This is a genomic window from Bradyrhizobium sp. USDA 4504 (assembly GCF_054063995.1).
The window spans coordinates 8,750,533-8,766,859 of the sequence record NZ_JBSSGV010000001.1 but is presented as its reverse complement, the minus strand read 5'-3'; the positions used below and the strand labels follow the sequence as shown (position 1 = coordinate 8,766,859).

Annotated in this window: 11 protein-coding genes and 2 pseudogenes; 5 read left to right on the top strand and 8 right to left on the bottom strand. The window is 58.0% G+C overall.

What is annotated here, in order from left to right; genetic code table 11:
• The 8 genes and pseudogenes from ACVMB1_RS41155 to ACVMB1_RS41120 form a co-directional block, all read right to left on the bottom strand.
• Positions 1-1,101: a hydrogenase small subunit gene (locus ACVMB1_RS41155; protein WP_456849768.1), complete on the bottom strand. Its 1,101-nt coding sequence runs from the start codon at positions 1,099-1,101 to the stop codon at positions 1-3.
• Between the two features lie 473 nt (positions 1,102-1,574).
• Positions 1,575-2,837 (bottom strand): serine hydrolase domain-containing protein, encoded by a 1,263-nt coding sequence (locus ACVMB1_RS41150; RefSeq protein ID WP_069279824.1) that lies wholly within the window; start codon positions 2,835-2,837, stop codon positions 1,575-1,577.
• Between the two features lie 110 nt (positions 2,838-2,947).
• Entirely contained in the window at positions 2,948-3,634 is a 687-nt protein-coding gene (locus ACVMB1_RS41145; protein ID WP_069279830.1) for a molybdate ABC transporter permease subunit, read from the bottom strand.
• Between the two features lie 5 nt (positions 3,635-3,639).
• On the bottom strand, positions 3,640-4,080 hold the full coding sequence (locus ACVMB1_RS41140) for a hypothetical protein (protein WP_456849766.1): 441 nt from the start codon (positions 4,078-4,080) through the stop codon (positions 3,640-3,642).
• Positions 4,081-4,717: 637 nt separating this feature from the next.
• Positions 4,718-5,698, bottom strand: a complete 981-nt coding sequence (locus ACVMB1_RS41135; protein ID WP_069279825.1) for a PDR/VanB family oxidoreductase — start codon at positions 5,696-5,698, stop codon at positions 4,718-4,720.
• 11 nt (positions 5,699-5,709) lie between these two features.
• Positions 5,710-6,462 (bottom strand): GntR family transcriptional regulator, encoded by a 753-nt coding sequence (locus tag ACVMB1_RS41130; RefSeq protein ID WP_456849764.1) that lies wholly within the window; start codon positions 6,460-6,462, stop codon positions 5,710-5,712.
• Between the two features lie 3 nt (positions 6,463-6,465).
• Positions 6,466-7,510 (bottom strand): annotated as a pseudogene (locus ACVMB1_RS41125) (aromatic ring-hydroxylating dioxygenase subunit alpha).
• A 258-nt stretch (positions 7,511-7,768) separates the two neighbouring features.
• Positions 7,769-7,939 (bottom strand): annotated as a pseudogene (locus tag ACVMB1_RS41120) (helix-turn-helix transcriptional regulator); the annotation flags it as partial.
• Positions 7,940-8,951: 1,012 nt separating this feature from the next.
• On the opposite strand from ACVMB1_RS41120, the gene ACVMB1_RS41115 reads away from it, so the two are divergent.
• The 5 genes from ACVMB1_RS41115 to ACVMB1_RS41095 all read left to right on the top strand — a co-directional run bounded on the left by ACVMB1_RS41115 (position 8,952) and on the right by ACVMB1_RS41095 (position 16,079).
• Entirely contained in the window at positions 8,952-10,274 is a 1,323-nt protein-coding gene (locus ACVMB1_RS41115; RefSeq protein WP_456849762.1) for a dicarboxylate/amino acid:cation symporter, read from the top strand.
• A gap of 685 nt (positions 10,275-10,959) precedes the next feature.
• A complete protein-coding gene (locus ACVMB1_RS41110; protein ID WP_456849761.1) occupies positions 10,960-13,632 on the top strand; it encodes a PAS domain S-box protein in 2,673 nt (890 codons plus the stop codon).
• On the top strand, positions 13,629-14,306 hold the full coding sequence (locus tag ACVMB1_RS41105) for a response regulator transcription factor (protein ID WP_057018013.1): 678 nt from the start codon (positions 13,629-13,631) through the stop codon (positions 14,304-14,306). The genes ACVMB1_RS41110 and ACVMB1_RS41105 overlap by 4 nt, the downstream gene beginning before the upstream one ends.
• A 100-nt stretch (positions 14,307-14,406) precedes the next feature.
• Positions 14,407-14,787 carry a response regulator transcription factor gene (locus ACVMB1_RS41100; RefSeq protein ID WP_456849948.1) on the top strand — a complete coding sequence of 127 codons (381 nt, stop codon included), beginning with the start codon at positions 14,407-14,409 and terminating at the stop codon, positions 14,785-14,787.
• A gap of 407 nt (positions 14,788-15,194) precedes the next feature.
• Positions 15,195-16,079 carry an Effector protein NopP gene (locus ACVMB1_RS41095; protein ID WP_253604038.1) on the top strand — a complete coding sequence of 295 codons (885 nt, stop codon included), beginning with the start codon at positions 15,195-15,197 and terminating at the stop codon, positions 16,077-16,079.
• Positions 16,080-16,327: the final 248 nt, after the last annotated feature.

Genomic DNA, 16,327 nt, shown 5'->3' with positions numbered 1-16,327 from the left:
TTAAGTTGGCTTATTTTTATGAGCTGCGCGATCCGGCTTGCGGGTCAGTCGCTTCACGGCCGTGACCGCCGCATGTGCGGCTACGGTCAACCCAACCGCGCCGGCAGCGGCCATCCCGATCTGATCGGCGTTCTTCTCGATGCCGAACTGCTGGATGGCCGTGAGCCGGTCGTAGAACGAACCTTTGTCCCAAAAGCCGTCTTCGGAGCAACTGAGGCAGCCGTGGCCGGATTGAATAGGGAATGAAACGCCCCCATTCCAGCGAAGCGTCGAACAGGCATTGTAGGTGGTCGGCCCCTTGCAGCCCATCTTGTAAAGGCAGTAGCCCTTGCGGGCGCACTCATCGTCCCACTCCTCGACAAATTGGCCGGCGTCGAAATGCGAACGCCGATAGCACTTGTCGTGGATGCGCTGGGAATAAAACATCCTTGGGCGCCCTTGGCGATCGAGTTCAGGAAGCCTTCCGAACGTGGTTATGAAGGTCACGAGGCCGGTCATGACCTCTGCGATGGGGGGACACCCGGGAACCTTGACGATCGGCTTGTTGGAGATCACCTTGTCGATAGGCACAGTACCGGTCGGATTGGGCCTGGCCGCTTGAACGCAGCCCCAGGATGCGCAGGTCCCCCAAGCAATGACCGCCATGGACGCTTCCGCCATCCACCTGAGTCTCTCAACGAACGGCTTGCCGCCGTCAATGCAGAACATGCCTCCCTCGTTCAGCGGCGCGTTGCCTTCTACGGCAAGCACATACTTGCCATTGTACCTGGCACGGCTTTCCTGCAGGACGGCTTCGGCCTGGTGCCCAGCCGCGGCCATGACCATATCGTCGTAATCGAGCGAAATCATCGACAACAGCATGTCTTTGATCAACGGATGCGCGGAGCGGATGAAGCTTTCGGAGCAGCAGGTACACTCGAGCCCGTGCAGCCAAATGACGGGTATACGCGGTTTGGTCTCGAGGGCATTGGCGATACTGCTTGCTGCGAGCGGACCGAGTCCGAAGCTCGCGGCCGTCAAACTGCAGAATTTGTGGAAACTGCGACGCGTGATACCCTGACGTCTGATCACGCTGTAGAAGGTTTCCTCTATCCTGCCCATGAGCCCTTCCAAGTGACGCGTCAGCCGTAATGCTGACGTTCAGCAGCAAGAAATAGGCCACTGCACAGCAACTGACGGATACCAAGCCGTCGCTTGTGGATCTGCAGCAGGATTGGCGAGCTACGCGCAAGCTGCGCAATTGACCACTTGTCGTGCTTATGGTGTCCGGTTTGGACCGTCGACGTGAGAACTCCAACAATGCATCACAATGGCTCGCTCCTGGCGGCGACGGCGTCATACTCGCTCTTCAAGTACGGCCGCCACACCGGCCGGCACGATAATTGTCGCAGTTCGCGGCACCGTACTGATCACCGATTTCGATCAGAATGGCTCGTTCCAAGCACTGGGCCCGATCGTCCGACGCGGGTCAGCAAACGACCTTGCTGTCCTTTCAGGTTTGATGCCTGTCCGCAGCAGCAAGCATAATTTGCCAGTCATCCAAGCTGTTCACGAGCATTTCCGACGGCAGCAAACTATCGAACTATTCCGGCATAGACGATATTTTGGACCTGCTCGCGGTAATACTTGCGGATCTCTCCGGGCGCGGCCGTGCCGACCACCACGACCAAGCGCTCCTTCGGATCACAGAAAAATTGTGTTCCGTAAGCGCCGGTCCAGGTGAACTCACCTGGACTGCCTGGAACGGCCGAGAGACCCTCGCTTATGCGCACAGCCACTCCGAGCCCGAACCCAAAGCCGGCGCGGTGCGGCTCCACATGAGCGACCTTATTTTTGATCTCTGGCCCAAGGTGGTTGGAGATCATGTGATGCACAGTCTTCGGACCGAGGATCCGCCGCCCATCGAGCTCCCCGCCGTTTAGCAGCATTTGCCCAAAGCGCACGTAGTCACCAACTGTCGCGAATGCACAGGCTCCCCCGCAGTCAAACCTCGTCTGACTTTCGAGGAGCTCGATGCTTTGTGGCTTTCCGGTCAGCGGGTCGTCTCTAAATGGACGCGCCAACCGCTTGCGTTGCGATGTCGACAAATGAAAAGTGGCATCCAGCATTCCGATCGGCTTCCACACGTTGCTGGAAAGATACTCGCCCAACGGCTGCTCGCTAACCTGCTCCACGACAGCTCCAAGCACGTCAGTCGAGAAGCCGTATTCGAACTCCGTGCCCGGTTGGTGCGCCAGCGGCAGCTTGGTAATGGCTTCGATGAAAGCCCGCTTATCGCCCTTGACCGGCGGAGCTGCGAAATCCGGATAGAGACGCGCCACCTGATCTGCGCTATCCGGTGGCGCACCATAGGTGAGCCCTGATGTGTGGCGATAAAGATCGTGGACGTAAATCGGAGAACTCTGCGCTTCGTATTTCAATGAGCCGTCAGGCTGCGGCACTCCCACCTTCATCTTTGCAAATTCGGGATAGTAATCCGTCAGTTTGGCCCGCAGAGGCAGGCGACCTTGTTCCGTGAGGGTGAGGCCGGCAACCGCCACCATCGGTTTGGTCATAGATGCGAGCGCGAATATCGCATCGAGCCGCATCGACGTTCTTTTTTCAGGATCGAGCTGCCCATACGCCTTGTAGTGAATCAGCTTGCCGTCTCTGGCGATTGCAACCACTGCGCCCGGCACGCGTTTGGTTGCGATTTCCCGAGCGAAGAACTCGTCTAGTCTGGCAAGCCGCTGACTGGAAACTCCGACGTCATCGGCCCTCGCCTCGGGCAAAGGCGCGCAGTGAGCTGAATTGAAGCTGATACCGGCAGCCGCCGCGGCCGCAACGAGTTTGTTCATGGTATCCTCGCCAAGAAAAGGGCCGATCTGACCTGCGATACTGCCGCTCGGTTAGTACCGGACATGCTTGGACAGCACACCGAAGGTACTTCGATTCGGCTTGCTGCCCGTCATGTACCTCTCCTGGCACACCGTTTGTCGATGAGAGTTAGGGTGAACATGACGGCAAGAGCGAACATCACCATACCCCCCGCAACCCAACTTGCCTCGCGCCAGCGCGATGCTTGGACGTAGTCAATGACGTAGGCTGACAGCACCTTGGTGCGCCCAGGAATGTTGCCGCCGATCATCATGACGACACCGAATGTGCCGATCGTGTGGGCAAAGCCAACCACGCCAGCCTTGAGGAACTCCAGCCGTGCCGGCGGCAGGCCGACCGCAATGAAGGCGCACAACGGAAAAGCGCGCTGGCTTGCCGCAACTTGCTGCGCGCGGTCGCCCATTGCAACAAAGGCGCTACGGATCGGCTGCACCACCAAAGGGAGCGCCGAGAGAACCGATCCCACGACGATTCCCGCAAAGGTAAATGCGAGTGTGTGCTGGCCCCAGAAAGAGGCGAGAAGCCCGCCGGGTCCGTTCGGGCCGAGCAGGACGAGGACGCAGAAACCGAGCGCCGTTGGCGGCAGCACGAGCGGAAGCGCGATCATCGTCGCTACGGCCTCGCTCAAAACCGTCTTTGACCGTGCGAGCCACCACGCGAGCGGCGCGCCAATCACCAGCAGGATCATTGTCGTCACGCAGGCGAGCTCGACCGTGAGCGCAACGGATTGCCAGACCTCTGGCGAAAGGACATCCATGTGCGTCAGCCCACCGGTGAGAGCACGTCGCCGTGGCCGCGCAGCGGTCGTCTGCGCGTCCGGCTCGCTGAGGAATTTGGCGCGCATCGCCTTTTGATCGCGTGCAAGCCCCAAGGACGGGACGCCGTGCCTAAGTTCGGCTGCACCGCTTGCAAGATGGCGACCGCATTGGTTGTGTTTGCTTCATCGGTCCCTTTTCGCGCCACGACGCGCCTGCGGATCACGGCGCCTAAAGCCCAATTCGCCGCAGTCGTGAGCTGGATTTCTGGAGCCACAGGAGCATTCTCAAGAAGCCCGATCGGGCGAATGCGGTCGCGCGAACAGAACGCCTGAAATGTTGCAGTTTGCGTGCCTTGGCTATCGAGCTCGATGCTTACGTTGACGCTCAACGCGCTCTCGGGCCGTCTCGCGGGCTTCGGCAAGGTGGTACGCTTGTCGTCCGGCACGCGCAATCTCGTGGGGCCATCACATTTCGCGTCGTTTCTGCGAGCAACAGCGGCATCGCAAACCTCATCGGAAACTCCTGTGACAGGGCCGCTCCGACCGGTCTGACGGCGGCAGCTCCTCGCGCGCCATCCAGCAATCCCCGTGCCGCTTGCGAAATGTGGTGCGCTTTGTGCCTACGCGAGAAAAACCCGCATGGATGCCAGCGTCACTGTGCAGTGGACCTAACCCGCTGTCAGGTTCCGGGCACCTTTGTATTCAAACAGACAGCGGCGGCAGAATGAGCAGGAGAGCTGGTCGCCCGACAGATGTCGCGCTTTGAATAAAATCGATGCAAATCCTCACGTGATCCGCATCGAAGTATTAATTTGTTTCTTAGGTGTCTCAAGAACGAGCGTGTATAAGCGCCGAGGCCCGCCAAAGTCTACTGCGAGAATGGACACGACCGAAAAACAAAGGTTTCGGAGTCCATTTCTTATTCGGCTTGCTTGTTGCCAAGGAGGGACAGCAGCTGCCGACCATCGTCACCCGGTAATCATGCGCACTGTTCTATGATAACAGGGAGCATACCGTGGGACATCCGTTAGTCGCCGAGTTCTCGGCCAGAACCTGCTGCCCCAAAAACGTGTTGCAGCGAATCTATGGCCCGTCCGGGCGGTGCAGTATATCGACTGTAATGGTGCCGCGGGCTCGAGAGACACATGCACAGATCTTTTCGTTCGCGTGCTTTTGCTGCTCGCTGAAGAAAACGTCGCGGTGGTCGAGATCACCGTCGATTTTGACGAGATCGATGGCGCAGACGCCGCACTCGCCGCGCCGGCAATCCGAAATCACCTCGTAACCAGCCTCATTGAGCACGTCCAGCAATGAGCGATCGCGCGGAATCTCGATCTCAAGAGACCGATCTGCAAGGCGCACCCGGAAACCTTCAGTCGGCAGTGAGCCGCTCGAGCCAAAGGTCTCGTAGCGTAAGTCGGATAGTGCGCGACCTGCATCGGTCCAGGCCCGGCGGGCAGCATCGAGCATCCGGATCGGACCGCACAGGAGGGTCAAGGCATCAGGCGGCAGCGAGGCGAACAAGCCATCGAAATCTAGCCTGCGCCCTTCGTTGCCTGCATGGACAATAAGCCGCTCGTTCAGCAATGGGGCGAGAACGTCCAAATAGGCGGCTTGCTCACGGGAAGACACAGCATAATGCAGAGTGAAGTCGGCATTGCGGCGTGCCAGCGCCTGGGCCGCCCCGATCAGCGGCGTAATACCAATGCCGCCCGCAATCAGGCAATAGTGCCGGCGAGCCCAGTCAATCGGCAGCAGCGAGGCGGGCGACGTAATTGTCAACCGCGCGCCCGGCGCGAGCGACCACATGTACTGCGAGCCGCCACGGGAGTCCTCCGCGCGCCGCACGGCGATGCGAAAGCCGGCCGGGTCGGCTTCGCCGACCAAGGAATAGGACCTCGTCTCCGGACGCCCATTGATAGTGACGGCGATATTGATATGGCTGCCGACCGGATAGGCCGCGCCATCAAAGTTTTCCGGTTTGATCAGAAACTCGCGGATCGAAGGAGTTAGATAGCGCGTCGCCACGAGCGTTGCCGATGTCCAGCTTTCAATGAAGCGCATGGAGATTTCCTTTAATCGCCTGCCATCCTGATGAGCGCCAGTCCTGGCAGCAGGTCAGAATGCGTCTTATTCCTGAGCACCAAGCGCAGATTGCGCGCCGCCACTCGGGCGTGCTCGCGCATGATTGCCTCGGCCCGCGCACCTTCGCGGTTTTCGATTGCATCGACCACGACGCGGTGTTGATCTTGCGCAATCAACAGTGTGTGGCGCGCATCCGGTAGTGTCGATTGGGTCATCACAAAGCCGCTGGGCGAGGCGAATGGTAGCGCCGACGCGCGATCGACCTGCCGGATCAAGGGCGGACTGCGCGACAATTCGGTTAAAAGCGCATGAAATCGCGCATTGAGCGCGACGTAGGAGGAGAAGGCCTCGACGGAGATTGGATCCTGCCGCACCAGTCCATCAATCTCGTCAAGACATCCTTTTAGAGGCTCAAGATCGCGCGACGAAACACCGCGCTCGGCAGCAAAACGCGCGGCCAGACCTTCTACGGTGCCACGCAGCTCGATCGAATCCAGGACATCTCGTTCGGAGAATGCCTTCACCATGAAGCCGCCAGAAGGGAACGCTTCCAGAAGTCCTTCCTCCTCCAGCCGAACCAATGCCATTCGCACCGGAGTGCGCGATGCGCCGGTCGTCTCCACAGCCTGCAACTCGGAGATCCGTTCGCCCGGCCGCAAGTCGCCCGACAGGATCAGATCGCGCAAGCTGAGCTGGGCGCGTACCGTCTGTGAGACTGAGCGGTCAGTGTCGCGCTCGGCCATGCCCTACTCCGCGGCCTGACGACCGTGGTGCGGATTCTCGGCCTCGATCATGCGATCTATCAAGCGGCGGGCCCACATCGCGCCGGCATCGATGTTGAGGTTATAGAAGACCCGGTCGGGATTTTCGTCGATCGCGCGCTGCTGCGCCTCGAGAATGACCTCGTCTTCACGGAAGATGCCGGAAACGCCTTGGCGAAGTTCGGTGGTCAGGCGCTGTTCGTTCAGGCGATAATTGCGCACGAAGGCCCAGAAATAATGGCAGCTCGTTTCCGTTTCGGGCGTGATGGTGTTGAGGACAATACCATTGACGCCAGCCGATCGATTGCCTTCGGGCGCGCCGGTTCCTGAGGGCGCCACTCCGACGTCGATATTGATCGTGCACGGCGCCTCGAAACGGATAATTTGCCAGCGGTCTACCGGACCAGGTTAATTGCTTGGCCCAGAACGGGGGCGCGGCAATTCCCTTCATCCAGCGCGTTACGGTAGCGGTCTTCTCACCATGGGTGACGTCAAACGGCGCTTCCGTGATGGCGTCATTGCCAATGCTGGCGCCATGCACAAACGTTTCGTGCGTCAGGTCCATGAGGTTGTCGACAACCAGACGATAGTCGCATTTCAGGTGAATGGTGTCACCGTCGCCGGCCCAAGCGGGATCATCGTTCCAGTGCATGTCCGGCACCATGCCCGGGTCGGCTAGCGCCGGATCACCCATCCACAGCCAGACGAAGCGATCGCGCTCGACCACAGGATAGGCACGTACACACGCAGAGGGGTTGATCGTCTCTTGCGAGGGCATGAAGGTGCAACGGCCCTGCGCGTTGTATTTCAGCCCATGATAGCCGCAGACCACGCTGTCGCCCTCAAGGCGCCCTTTTGAGAGCGGCACCAACCGATGCCAACAAGCGTCCTCCAGTGCTGCCACGTCGCCGTTGGCGCGCCGATACATTACGACGTGCTTGCCGCAGATCGTCCGCGGCAACAGCGCCTGTCTCACCTCAGCGTCCCACGCGGCCGCGTACCAGACATTGGTTGGAAAGCAATGGCTCATGCGCCGATACCTCACTTGGGGACACTACCTGTATACATTAATTGGAAACGGGCCGAAAAAGTGACGAATATGCGAGCTTAAAGCGGAATGCGTGTATACAGAGATGATGATTCAGCGATTCCGCCGGGCCATGACGAGCATCTGGTGCACACACCAAACAGCTGAGTTCGGCTCGCCATCGCACACATCCCACAGGATCTCGCCCCTGAACTGTCGCGGCCTGTCGGACGTCGACGTCTTGGTGCCGAGATCGGGTCATGCTCTCAAGTCATCCAGTGCGCAGATGACGCGACCGCCGATTTTTCGGTACGCCGGCCCCCTGCCATATGTGCGGTGCTTTTCGAGCATGCGGGCGGATCGGGTAAGATACCGCGCAGCCTCGGGCGTACGCAGGAACCTCGTGGATAGACCTGACATCGGATCGGGCATTTGCGAGCTCCAGGTGAGAGGCTGGCCCGCGAACGGCGACACTTTGTCGTGCCATCATCATGGAGAAGCGCGCGCTCTGAGGAACACCGAATATCGAGGAGGCGATTCTCGGCACCCGAGTTGAAGGGCGCTATTCGCCCCTTGCGTCCTGCGGCAAGCTTCTTCTATTTAGCGCCCGCTCCAGCCTACGACTTGGTCAATCACGGCTCGCGGCTGCGAAGACGTCCTGCACGGATGGACATGGACTAGGTAATCGCGGTTTGGCAACGCGGACGCAGAAACGCTCTGCGTCAGAAATTTTGCCGAACCATCCGGTTTCACCGGATCACCACCTCTGTACTTGAGTACACTCACCGTCGTTCCAATTGTCGCAACTCATTCGCACTCGCCAGTACATTCGCAGCCGGAACAAGTCACATTGGACTCGTCCTGCCTGGCAATGAGTTCAGAAAAAAGAACGCTCAAAACGCCAAAGCGGAATGATCGGGGCTCCATCGTAACCGCCGAGGCGCCCAACGGCTCAGCGGCCGCCGATGCGGATACGCCTCGCGTCGACCAACCCGCTAGATGTCGCACGCTTCCATCGCCTGGATGCCTCCGATCCAAACAATCAATTTTATCAATGAGGCGTACTGTTGCATCAACTTCAGAAGTCGAAGCGTACCCATCACTCTAGGACTTCGATGCCGAGACGTGACTCGGGTAATTTGCCAGCAAGATGCGACGATGCAGAGCAACCTTCGCGATCGACCTCACAAATGCCATTCGACGATTCAAACAGACCTCGTCAGAAGAACGGCGGTTTATCTGATAGCGACACGATCGGTTGGGTCTCTGGTGCAGATCTTGCTTGACGAATAAAGATAACGTAACTGAACGCCTGCCTTTGGAATGACGCGCCGGCTCTCGGAACCGTCTTCAATCGGACACGGCTAAATGACAGCCTCGTATGATGCCGTCGTCTTCAACGACGCGGCGGCTCGCATGCGAGTGTATTCGGGAAGGAAGCGTCATGACCACCATGGCAACTGCGGCGCCCGCGCGCGCGTCGCAGACTTGGTATAAGATTCTCTACGTTCAAGTGTTGATCGCGATCGTTATCGGCGCCATCGTCGGCTGGCTGTGGCCGTCGGTCGCGACCAACGACTGGGTCAAGGCGCTCGGTGACGGCTTCATCAAGCTAATCAAGATGGTGATCGCGCCGATCATCTTCTGCACCGTCGCATCCGGCATTGCGCATATCCAGGATGCAAAGAAAGTCGGGCGCGTCGGCGTCAAAGCGCTGGTCTATTTCGAGATCGTATCGAGCTTTGCGCTGGTGTTGGGCCTTGTCATGGGCAATCTGGTCCAAATCGGCCATGGTCTTGCGGTCAAACCGGACGCTGCGGCAGTCGCCAATTACGTCAAGCAGGCGGAAGCCTCGAAGACCGTCGATTTTTTTCTCAATATCATTCCCGATACCGTGGTCGGCGCTCTCGCTCGCGGCGATGTTCTGCAAGTGCTCCTGTTCGCGATCCTGTTTGGCTTTTCGCTTATGGCGCTTGGGGAGCGTGGAGAACGGCTGCGCGGCATGATTGACGACGTCGCGCATGCGGTTTTCGGCGTGATCGCCATCGTCATGAAAGCGGCCCCGATCGGTGCGTTCGGCGCCATGGCTTTCACGATCGGCAAGTTCGGGCCGGCGGCGCTCGGTAATCTGATCGGGCTCATCGTACTATTCTATGCGACTGCGGCGATATTTGTGATCGTCGTGCTCGGCCTGATCGCGCGGATCGTCGGCTTTTCGATCTTCAAATTCATTATCTATATCAAGGACGAGCTTCTGATCGTGCTCGGCACCTCATCCTCGGAAAGCGCGCTGCCGCAATTGATGGAGAAGCTCGAACGGCTGGGCTGCTCAAAACCCGTAGTTGGCCTCGTGGTGCCAACCGGCTACTCCTTCAACCTCGACGGCACCAACATTTATATGACGCTGGCGACATTGTTTATTGCCCAGGCACTCGGGGTCGATCTGACCTTTGGCCAGCAGCTCACGATCTTGCTCGTGGCAATGCTGACCTCGAAGGGGGCAAGCGGCGTAACCGGCGCAGGCTTCATCACACTTGCCGCGACATTGTCGGTGGTCAACCCGGCACTGGTGCCCGGCATGGCAATCGTATTCTCGATCGACAAGTTTATGAGCGAGGTGCGAGCCCTTACCAATATCACCGGCAATGGCATCGCCGCTGTGTTCGTGTCGTGGTGGGAAGGCGAGCTCGACGACGCTACGCTGCACGCTCGGCTCAAGCAGCCCACAGTTTCCAATGGCATCGATACACGAACATCAAGGAGGTAGGCCCCGGTCTTGTTCGTGATTTCAAGGCGCGCTCAACTGAGCGCAGCCAGCTCCGTGGTTCGTTCGCAGTTCAAATCGGCACAGCCGACTTGAACTGCGAGTTGATGCTTTTTTGCAGGAGCAGCCGTTCACACCATTGCTCCGTGTCGCGCTCCAAACCACGTCTGAGAATTCCACGCAAACGCGGAAGATGAAGTCGTTTTTCCACCGATATTTTTGGCGCGCCGTGGAGTTGAAAGCTCCCAGCCATCCAAATGCTGGCGCAAGGTTGGCGTGGGGCAACACAACACGATTCCGACAGAGCCTACCCGGCCTGACTGGCCAAGGGACTGGGTCTAGCCCACAAAATAGCTTGGTGCGTGGCCACTGAACCGGCCTCTTCCGCGCCCGCGGGTGGCGGCAATTTCCAACTCAGCCATCCGTTTATTCCGGCGCGCGTTACGGCATCACGTCGGGGCGGGTATGATCACCGTCGACCGGCTTGGTACGCGGGTCAGCGCGCCATATTGAAAGGTTTAGAACAACTATACCTACGTTGTAATGCGCCTTTCTCCGGCACGTGCTGAGTTCAGCTGCAAGCAATTGACCCAGAACATTGGCGAGCGTCCCTTGGGGCCGAAAGATTGCCCCATTTTTGCCTAAATGTTATAACTCTCCCGCCGGAGAAAGGCCGGACGGTCAAAGAATGTATAACCAAGTCAATAATTTCAAACGTTCAGCCACACAGTTCACATTCGGCAGCATAACGCTGGCGGTAGTGACGTTGGCCTCCTTGTACCTTCAAACACATTTCGCTGCGACGGCGTTCGGCTATCTGCTGGTAATATTGCTATTTTCATTGATCGGCAGCTTCATTGCATCATCTGCCCTTTCCATCTTGGCCATCGCTGCTTTGGCGTACTACTTCGCGCCGCCCGCGTTCAGTCTTGGGATCGACGACCCCCAAGTTCTTCTGGTGGTTGTCGCTTTCTTTACTGTCTCGATTGTCGGAACGCACCTGATTGGAAAGATCCGCCAGGAAAGAGAGGCCGCGCGTGAGACTGCGGCCGAACTCCGGCGCAGCACTGCCGATTTGGAAGACCGTGAAAAGCGGTGGCGCGCAATCTTTGAGCACAATCCCTCCATGTACGTCATGGTCGACGAAGCGGGTACTGTCCTCAACGTCAATACGCTCGGCGCGACACAGCTCGGCTATGCGCGCTCCGAACTGATCGGTCAATCTGTCCTGGGAGTCTTTCTGGACGAGGATCGCGCGTTCGCCCGCAAATGCATTCGGGCCTGCCTTGAAGATATCGGTCAATCGCAAACCTGGGAGGCCCAGAAAGTTCGGAAAGACGGCTCGGTGTTGTGGGTACGTGAAAACGCCAAAGCAATGCTCTGGGCCGATGAGCGGCCCGTTGTCCTCATAGCCTGCGAAGATATCACGGAGCGAAAGCGGACCGAACTTGCCCTGCAGCGAAGCGAAGTACATTTGGCTCAGGCGCAGGAGTTGAGCAATACAGGCAGCTTCAGCTGGAACGTCGCCACCGGCGAGGCCTTTTGGTCAAAGGAGCTGTTTCGTATTCTACAGTTGGATCCGCAGACGGTTCCCGCGCCGGAACTGATCGTCGCGCGCACGCATCCAGACGATAGGGCGTCAGTCCAAGAGACCATCGATCGGGCGATGCGAGATCCAAAGAGCTTCGAGCATGAATACCGGTTACTGCTGCCGGATGGATCAGTGAAGCACATCCATGCGCGGGCACGCACCACGAGAACCGCGACCGGTGACATCGAGTTTGTCGGGGCAGCGACGGATATCACGGCTGCAAGACTAGCAGAACAGCAGTTGCGCCGCAGCGAGGCCTACCTGGCCGAAGCCCAGCATCTCAGTCACACGGGTAGTTGGTCTTGGGACGTCTACCGTCTCGATTTTATCTATCGCTCCGCCGAGGTCGATCGCCTGTTTGGCTTTGATCCGCAAGAGACGGTGTCGATAGAGACCATTCGGTCGCGTATCCATCCAGACGACCTGCCGCGACTTCAGGAAGTGCAGCGACTGGCTAGAGAAGACAAGGAAGGACGCTTCGAGTACGATTTTCGAATCCTTATGCCAGATGGCTCGATGAGGCATATACATTCCGTGGCCCATGTGGTGGTTGGCAGCGACGGCAATGTCAGCGAACTCATCGGAACACATATGGATGTCACTGAGCAATATGCAGCCAGGGAACGTCTGGAAAGCACACTTGCCGCGCTGCGCGAAAGCGAGCAGCGCTTTCGCGACTACGCCGAAACAGCCTCCGATTGGCTCTGGGAGACCGGGCCAGATCATCAGGTCACTCGCTTGTCCGAGCACACCAGCGCTGCGGGAATCCTGGCGACAGGATTGATGGGTATGCTTCGCTGGGACATTGCGTGCGACGTCGAAGAAGAACCTGAGAAGTGGCGGCAGCATCGGGCGAGGCTGGAGGCGCATCTGCCGTTTCGGGATCTGCTCTACCGCACCGTCAACCGGATGGGATCTCCGATTTACGTTCGAACGAGTGGCAAGCCTTTTTTTGATATCGACGGTAATTTTCTCGGGTACCGGGGCGTCAGCACTGACATGACGGCTATCATTCGCGCAAATCAAGCCGAACAAGAGTTGCGAAAGGCACAGGCAGAGCTCGCACACGTGACGCGCGTGACCACCCTGGGAGAGTTGACAACGTCCATCGCCCACGAAATCAACCAGCCACTCGCCGCTATTATCAGCAACGCCGACGCATGCCTCGGTTGGATGAACCGCGAAACCCCTGATCTTTCCGCCGCGCGCTCATCGGTTGAGTGGATAATCGAAGACGCAATCCGAGCAAGCGAGGTGATCCGTCGCATTCGCGCACTTGCGAAGAAAGGCGAGATCGAGATGCTGCCGCTCGACATCAATGACGTCGTTAAAGACGTCATTGCGCTTGTGACACGTGAGCTGATTAGCCACCAGGTGACGTTAAAAACCGATTTGACGGTAGCGCTACCCGCAATCCTCGGAGACCGGATTCAGCTGCAACAGGTGATTATCAATCTGGTGATGAACGGAATCGAAGCGATGGACGCAGTTACGGACCGGCCGCGTGAACTAGTGATTCAGTCATCTAGCGACGATATGGGGCACGTGCGGCTTGCCGTGACTGACAGTGGCATCGGCATCGCCGAGAATGACGTCGACCGAGTGTTAGACCCATTTTTCACGACAAAATCGAGCGGCCTTGGAATGGGGCTTTCGATCTGCCGCTCGATTGTGGAGGCTCACGGAGGGCGTCTTTCGATCGTCTGCAAGCAAGGGCCGGGGGCCACCTTTCGGTTTGACCTGCCGCTGCACAAGGAGATCGTGTCATGAGTGAACGCTCCAACTCCCAGCGCGAAGGCAGCAAGGCCGAGGCGTCGGCGCATGCGATCGTCTTCGTTGTTGAAGATGACGTCTCGATGCGTCGGTCGCTTACGAACCTTTTCCAATCCGTGGGCCTGGACGTCGTTGCATTCGGATCGGCCCGAGAAATGCTGCAGAGCAAACTTCCCGACGTTGTTAGCTGCCTGGTTCTTGATGTCCGGCTGCCAGGCTTAAGCGGCCTTGAGTTTCAGACTGAGCTAGCCAAGGCGAACGTTCATATTCCCATCATCTTCATTACCGGCCATGGCGACATTCCCATGAGCGTCAGGGCTATGAAGGGCGGAGCGGTCGATTTTCTCACCAAACCGTTTCGCGATCAGGAACTGCTGGACGCCGTAGTCGCAGCGACCGAACGCGATCGCAAAAGGCGCGAGGACGAGCAGACTATCGCGAAGCTGAAGTCTCTATTTGAAACCTTGAGCCCGCGCGAGCAGGCGGTGATGAAACTGGTCGCTACCGGATTAATGAACAAGCAGATAGCCGCCGAGCTGGGGCTCGCCGAGATTACGGTCAAGATCTACCGTGGACACGTGATGAAAAAGATGCGCGCCAGGTCGCTGGCGGATTTGATCAGAATGACTGAGACGCTGGGAATCCGCGGTAACCGCCCCGAACAAACCTAAGTATGATTTTACAATTTAACCACTCAAGCCCACTTTTCGCTCAATGGTGGCTAGTGCCTCGGCAGCCGCTAGTCCCGCGCCAGGAGAGCTTGTCTTGTCCATGCCTTTGATTTCTGTCGTTGATGACGACGCATCGGTCCGTGCGGCGACAGAAAATCTTCTGAAATCGCGTGGCTACGTCGTTCAAACGTTTGCGTCGGCCGAGGAGTTCTTGAGGTCGCCGCGGTTGAACGAGACCTCCTGTGTAATTACCGATGTGCAGATGCCGGTTATGAGTGGGTTGGACCTGCTGGCGGAAATGCGGACCCGTGGCTATGGCGTGCCATTCATTTTTATTACAGCCTTCCCCAATGACCGCGTGCGCGCCTCAGCCCTGAGCGCGGGAGCGACCGGATTCTTGGCCAAGCCCTTCGCCGGACATACGCTGATCGAGCACCTCGATGCCGCACTGAGTGAGAATGGCGACGGCGCAGACGCTTGAAACAATCAGCCGACCGCCGACTTTTGTCCGGTCTGGGCGCCTCGCACGAGAGCCGATCTTTGGCCAGCCGAGCCCGCTCCCCTGTCGTTAGATTACCGTTTGGCGCGGGCTGGGGCTCTTATTAGTTTTGTACGAGTCCTGTCGGACTGCCACTCCCGAGCTCGCCTGAGTCAATTTTAAACCCACTGAATGGTGAGATTGTATCGCGACCTCGGACCAACTTTCCAAGGTCAGGCGAAACCGCTGTGAACGGCCACGGCAAAGAGATCCGATCACGTAGGCACACGGTACAACTGCTCGAAAACTTGTAGTCAGCTTCTCGTCAGACAGTCTGACTATCAAGTCCCGCTCGGCCTTGGTGGCCCTGACACTCAAGACAACTTTCTTGGATGGGAGCGCGAACGCCCATGTACAATCGACTAGATGGCTCACCCAGCTTTCCATGGATGGGTAGTTCCGACTTTGATGGAATGACACAAATTGAAGCCGGCGGTACGCAGACAGATCAAGACCGACGCTTCGAGGACGTCTTTTCCAGTTTGCAGATAGCGCCACAAACAGCCTATGCCCGTTCAACTTCGGCAGCAGCGCGGCCGTACTCACTAGCTGCCAAACCACCTGTCGTGGAGATCTCAAGCACCTCATTTCAGGAACTGTTGGAAGATTTCTATGGGGATGAAGTCCAGCATATCGCGGCCAATCCCCAGCAATACTCGCGGTCGGTGGCATTGAAGGCCGAACGAGCTGCGGACGTCGCCTATAATCATGGCAGGAAGGTCGGCTCGGACGACGCACGACATTTCAGCTATCAATTAGGAAACAAAAGCGTTGGACTTCTCCGAACGGAAGGAGGAGCTACCGTCGATGATGTGTTCAAGGAGGAAACCGCACGCGCCCGCTGGCAGGAACAGTTTCCCGGACGATCGGACATAACATCGACAATAGACTTTCGGGTTACGCATCCCCTGGTCGACAATGCAGGCGATATCTTGCTGGAGTATCAACTTCGGCTTGATGGCGATGAGCCCTTGGTCCTTTCTCACCCTGTGAATCCGGAAGCAAAAGCCCGTGCCGCAGCGTTGGGTTTTGTTGAGATAGGTGACTCGCTGATGGTCCTTGATCCTACCCAGCATCCCGACAAGTGGGGTAAGAATAGCCAAGGAGAATGGCAGCGAGAGAACAAACCTCGATTTTACCTTTCCAAAGCGGCGGAGAGCGAAGGCAGAGGCACGGAACGTTCCGAGCGTGCAGGAAATACCTCGCCGGATTGGGAGGATGATGACTTTATGTAGGGGGACGTTTTGGCGCTCCGCGAGGCACGATACGCCCCCGCGAAGCTATCTGCATTCTGTATCACTTTAGTTCGTCAGTTCGGCATGCGCGAGGATTGGAGGTAGGACGAGGCTATTGGTGATCCATCAGGCATATCCGTATTTCGTTCGGGCTGGTTAGGGCTTGTGGAACTGATAGGTGCCCAGCTTGCAGCGTGAGCTGGGCTACCCGAAGCTAACGCACGCGGCATTGACGTTGCGGAGAGGGA

Coding starts and splice junctions, on each gene's coding strand:
- ACVMB1_RS41155 (WP_456849768.1), bottom strand. CDS start 1,101: ATGGGCAGGATAGAGGAAACCTTCTACAGCGTGATCAGACGTCAGGGT.
- ACVMB1_RS41150 (WP_069279824.1), bottom strand. CDS start 2,837: ATGAACAAACTCGTTGCGGCCGCGGCGGCTGCCGGTATCAGCTTCAAT.
- ACVMB1_RS41145 (WP_069279830.1), bottom strand. CDS start 3,634: ATGGATGTCCTTTCGCCAGAGGTCTGGCAATCCGTTGCGCTCACGGTC.
- ACVMB1_RS41135 (WP_069279825.1), bottom strand. CDS start 5,698: ATGCGCTTCATTGAAAGCTGGACATCGGCAACGCTCGTGGCGACGCGC.
- ACVMB1_RS41130 (WP_456849764.1), bottom strand. CDS start 6,462: ATGGCCGAGCGCGACACTGACCGCTCAGTCTCACAGACGGTACGCGCC.
- ACVMB1_RS41115 (WP_456849762.1), top strand. CDS start 8,952: ATGACCACCATGGCAACTGCGGCGCCCGCGCGCGCGTCGCAGACTTGG.
- ACVMB1_RS41110 (WP_456849761.1), top strand. CDS start 10,960: ATGTATAACCAAGTCAATAATTTCAAACGTTCAGCCACACAGTTCACA.
- ACVMB1_RS41105 (WP_057018013.1), top strand. CDS start 13,629: ATGAGTGAACGCTCCAACTCCCAGCGCGAAGGCAGCAAGGCCGAGGCG.
- ACVMB1_RS41100 (WP_456849948.1), top strand. CDS start 14,407: ATGCCTTTGATTTCTGTCGTTGATGACGACGCATCGGTCCGTGCGGCG.
- ACVMB1_RS41095 (WP_253604038.1), top strand. CDS start 15,195: ATGTACAATCGACTAGATGGCTCACCCAGCTTTCCATGGATGGGTAGT.